The sequence below is a fragment of the Nocardioides sp. genome (assembly GCF_035429765.1).
Lineage (GTDB): Bacteria > Actinomycetota > Actinomycetes > Propionibacteriales > Nocardioidaceae > Nocardioides.
This window is the reverse complement of the sequence record NZ_DAOMFK010000070.1, coordinates 5,603-9,542: the sequence shown is the minus strand read 5'-3', so window position 1 is coordinate 9,542 and position 3,940 is coordinate 5,603. Positions and strand designations below refer to the sequence as shown.

Annotated in this window: 4 protein-coding genes; 2 read left to right on the top strand and 2 right to left on the bottom strand. The window is 71.4% G+C overall.

The window, feature by feature from the left end; translation table 11 throughout:
- Positions 1-39 precede the first annotated feature (39 nt).
- The gene (locus PLP61_RS08505; RefSeq protein WP_324502199.1) at positions 40-528 is read left to right on the top strand and encodes a PaaI family thioesterase; all 489 of its coding nucleotides are present in this window, start codon (positions 40-42) and stop codon (positions 526-528) included.
- A 289-nt stretch (positions 529-817) separates the two neighbouring features.
- Here PLP61_RS08505 and PLP61_RS08500 read toward each other — a convergent pair whose 3' ends face one another.
- Entirely contained in the window at positions 818-1,609 is a 792-nt protein-coding gene (locus PLP61_RS08500) for a hypothetical protein (protein ID WP_324502198.1), read from the bottom strand.
- A 507-nt stretch (positions 1,610-2,116) separates the two neighbouring features.
- Here PLP61_RS08500 and PLP61_RS08495 point away from each other — a divergent pair.
- The gene (locus PLP61_RS08495; RefSeq protein ID WP_324502197.1) at positions 2,117-3,451 is read left to right on the top strand and encodes an HNH endonuclease signature motif containing protein; all 1,335 of its coding nucleotides are present in this window, start codon (positions 2,117-2,119) and stop codon (positions 3,449-3,451) included.
- Between the two features lie 70 nt (positions 3,452-3,521).
- Here the strand turns inward: PLP61_RS08495 and PLP61_RS08490 are convergent.
- The coding region (locus PLP61_RS08490) for an ArsR family transcriptional regulator (RefSeq protein ID WP_324502196.1) at positions 3,522-3,940 on the bottom strand (419 nt) is incomplete at its 5' end.

Sequence of the window (3,940 nt, the reverse complement as noted above, 5' to 3'; positions counted from 1 at the left end):
TGCCGCCCCGCGCCGTTGGCCCGCTGTTACCGTGCGACCGTGACCACGGACATCGACTCCGGAGACTCAGGCGCGGTCGATGACGGGCCTGGGACGGCCGACTTCTGGCTCAAGCGACAGCTCGGCTTCGACCTGCAGACCTCACCCGGCCACGCCGTTGCCACGATCGAGTGCGACGAGCGGCATCTCAACCCGCATGGCACCGTCCACGGCGCTGTCCTGTTCGCGCTGGTGGACACTGCCATGGGCGCGGCGACCATGACGGTCGTTCCTGATGGAGCCCGGTGCGCGACGATCGAGATCCACACCCGGTTCCTCGCGCCGATCTTCGGCGGCACCGTGCGGGCGAAGGTCAGCGTCGTCAAGGCCGGGCGCCGGATCGTCCACCTCGACGCCCGCGTCATTGACGAGAACGACGACGTGGTCGCTCTCGCGAGCGGATCGTTCGCTGTCATCCCCGGCTCGGCGTCTGGTCCGGAAAGCGCCGCCGCACCGTCTTCGTTCTGGCCGCCATCGCAGCTTCGGTGATGGTCCTCGGCTTCGTTGCTGTTCTGCTGGCGCAGGACACGGACGAGACTGATCGGCTCGCCTCAGACGCGCCCCACGTGGCCGACGTCGAGATGCACGCCCCTGGCCCGTGCAGCTACGAGCCGGCAGTTCGACGTGGTCGTCCCCGTGGCCAGAGCCGAGTACGAGGATGGCTACCGAGAGTGCCGGTACCTCGTCAACCCAACCGGGGCAGAGTAGACGGGCCGTGGTCGTGGGAGCCTGGGGTGGGGAATGGTGGACCCCATGGGGACCGCCAACCACCTACTGCTCAGGGAAGCTTGTCGGCGATCGTGGTGATGATGTCGGCGACCGCGGCATCGTCCAGCACCGGATCGACCTTCGGGGTGGTGACCTCCGCGACCATGATGCTGAACAGCACCTCGCCGTCACGGGCGAGCACGCTGCGCAGGTCCCATGTCGCCGCGCGCCGACCGGGGCCCGGCTCGGTCACGATGTCCCGGGTGCCCACCCGGTCCTCGCCGACGGCGGGGACCCGGAGCCGCAGGGTGCGGTCCTTCTCGCCGTCCTCGGTGACCGTCCGCTCACCCCAGCAGGCCCGGATCCCCGACTCCAGCGCGTCGTAGGTCGCCTGGACCTCGGCCGGGTCGCCCGACATCAGGAACTCCTGGACGAACACCAGGTCGTGCTGCGGAGGCTGTCCTGGCTTCGGTGTCGCCGGCTGCGAGCTCTCGGTCTCCGTGGCCAGGTTGAGCTGGCGGAAGGCCTCCCACCGAAGTGCCTTCGCAGCAGCCACGGCCTCGGCGCTCGCCTTCTCGCAGAGCTGGATGCGTGGCAACTTGTCCCGCACCTCCTCGCTCACCACGCCCGACGTCTCGCCGGTCTCCGGGTCCGGCGTGACCGACCACCCGTCACCGAGGTCCTCAGCGGTCACCAGGCTCGCCGCCAGCTCCTCCGACGATGTCCCGGCCCCGGTGGAGCTGGTCGTCGTCTCGTTCCCGCAGGCGGCGAGCGTCAGCAGCACTGCTGACGCGATCGCGACACTGCGGCGGCACGACCGGAGGATCTTGGGGGAGTGTTCAGAAGCCTGTCCGACTGTCATCGAACTCACCTCTTTCTCGAGCAGCGCCTGAGGCTCTGCTCACCTCCATTGTCCTGCGCCGGGCTGGGCGAAGCGCTGGACGACCGCGGTGACCTCGGGCACAGGGCTCTCAGCGGCGACGCTCGCTGGCCTCGGCGTGTGTGCCCCACGGAGCGAGGGCGGAGGGTGCCGCTGCGGGCGGATGTCGACCACGACGGCCCCGGGCGGAGACCTCCCCGAGCAGGTCAGCCGGCTCGACGCGGTCGAACCCCGGCGCGCAGACGTTCGAGCAGCGCGTCGATGGCCGACCCGTCGACGACTACGGCGCGCCGGTGCCCGTGCGCGCCCATGAACGGAGTACTCGCCTCGGCCAGCGGCCCGGCAAGAGGGCTGGGACGCCCGGCCTGACGCCCTCTCGGACCGCTCCGAGCAGGCGTTCGAATAGTTATCATCTTGTGACCCTCGGGGGTGTGGAGAAGGTCTGTTTCAGGGGCCGGAGTGTCGGTGCTGCCTGGTTGGCTGGTGGGTATGGCGATCCACAGCGCACCACCGGCCGGCGGCCCCGCGGGGCTGGTGGCCGAGGCGTCCGATGCGCTGGCGGCGCTAACTGAGACGCTCTGGGCGGCACGTGCTCCGAGGGAGCTCGTCGAGACGATGGAGGCGCTCGAGCGGCTGCGCTCCCAGGTTCACGGCCTGCAGGCCCGCGTGGTGGCCGAGGTGGAGGCGCGTGGGACCGCGAGGACCGAGCTGCACTGGGGGTCGACCGCGGACTGGGTGACCCACCTGTGCGGGCTGCGCCGCGGCGAGGGACGGCGGTTCGTCGAGAGGAGCAGGCAGCTCGTCCACGAGCAGACCGCGACCTTGGCGGCTCTGGACGCCGGTGTGGTCTCCCCGACCCAGGCTGAGGTGGTCGTCGCCGCGGTGCAGGACCTGCCCGGGAACCGGAGGCTCAGGCGGCGGGCCGAGACCCATCTGCTCGAGCAGGCGGGGAGTCTGGACGCGACCGACCTGACCAAGGTCGGTCGGCACCTGGTCCACGTGGTCGACCCCGACCGGGCCGACCGTCGGGACGAGGCGGCGCTGGCCGCTCAGGAGCGCGCCGCCCACCAGCAGCGGTTCCTGACGATCGTTGACGACGGTGCCGGTGGCGTCCGCCTCAAGGGGCGGGGCAGCGTCGAGGACGCCGCCGTGCTCCGGGCCGCACTGCTGCCGCTGACCCGGCCGGAGCCTGCTCCGACCCCGGCCGAGGTTGGGGAGGACGACGAGCCCGCCGCCCGGGCCACCGACCCGCGCGACCACGGCGCCCGGATGTGGGACGCCCTCGTCAGGGTCGGTCAGCACGCGCTCGACACGGATCTGCCGCCCGACGGGCACGGCGCCCGGCCCAGCGTCGTGGTGACCCTGTCCTACGACGACCTCGCGGCTGCGGCGGGGACGGCTACCACCGCGGACGGCCTCCGGCTTCCGGCCGACTCGGTGCGGCGCTGGGCCTGCGACGCCGGACTGATCCCGGTCGTGCTCGGCAGGGGAGGGGAGATCCTCGATGTGGGGCGGGGCTGTCGCCTGGTGACCCGGCCGCTGTGGACCGCGCTGGTGGTCCGCGACGGCGGCTGCGCGTTCCCCGGCTGCCACCGCCCGCCGATCATGTGCCACGCCCACCACATCCGGCACTGGTGCGACGGAGGCGGCACCAGCCTGGACAACCTGGTGATGCTCTGCGGACACCACCACCGCGTCATCCACCACACGCCGTGGCAGGTCGCCCTCAGCCGGGCCGACGGCCGGCCCGAGTTCACCCCGCCCCCGCGGCGTGGTCACGACTCGCCGCCCGCACCGGTGCGGCACCGACCTCGACTGGAGTGAGAGGTGGCGACCCGTCACGGGACTGACGGTCCCCCCGACGGCGTCGGCCAGCAGGTCGCGGGGGAGCGCGTCAGTCGGCAGGGGCGTGCTGGATGCGCGCGGCGTGGACCCGGGCGTGGGCGACGCCGGTGGCATCGATCGTGGTGACGCGGGACATCCGCAGCACCACGACGCGGACGTTGCTGACCAAGGAGAGCTCGAGCAGGAAGCCGTGCGCGGCTGCGAAGAACAGCGGGCCGTCGATGCGGTGGGCGACGATGTGCTCGTCGAGCAGGGCACGCTGACGGAGCAGACGACCTCGCCGTTCTGCCGGTGGAACCACGAGTGAGTTTCGTCTCAAGATCGCGAGCTGCTGGGGGAGGTTACTTGGCTCGCTTTCGATCCGCTCGAGCAGCTCGTGCACGGCGTGGTCACGCTCCGAGAGCAGCTCCAGGATGCGGATGCGGGCGGGATGACCGAGGATCTTGAAGAAATCGGCCTTCGCCTGGT